1 protein-coding gene is annotated in these 264 nt (G+C 54.5%); it reads right to left on the bottom strand.

From position 1 onward, the window contains the following. Positions 1-70 precede the first annotated feature (70 nt). Positions 71-264, bottom strand: a 194-nt coding sequence (locus AC6CHM_RS25190; RefSeq protein ID WP_498176090.1) for a hypothetical protein, incomplete at its 5' end; no start/stop codon positions are given.

Genomic DNA, 264 nt, shown 5'->3' with positions numbered 1-264 from the left:
GGGGTCTTCTCTATTCGGCGTGTTGTCGAGCATCTCTCCTTGAACATTTCTATTATTTGGCTATCCTCCGCTATGGGCACCATAAGACCGGGAAAGTTTTATGGACGGCATAAACCAGCATTCCTCCACCGGCGACGAGACGGATCTCGGGCCGAGGTTCAGTCAGCTTGCCCAAAACCTTGAAGCCGGTTTGATAGGGAGGCTTGCCCTTGTCGACAGGTTGCTCATGGCCCTGCTCGTCGGCGGCCATGTACTGATCGAAGG

The organism is Phyllobacterium sp. GQ127, from assembly GCF_059758635.1.
This window is presented reverse-complemented; position numbering and strand designations above follow the sequence as displayed.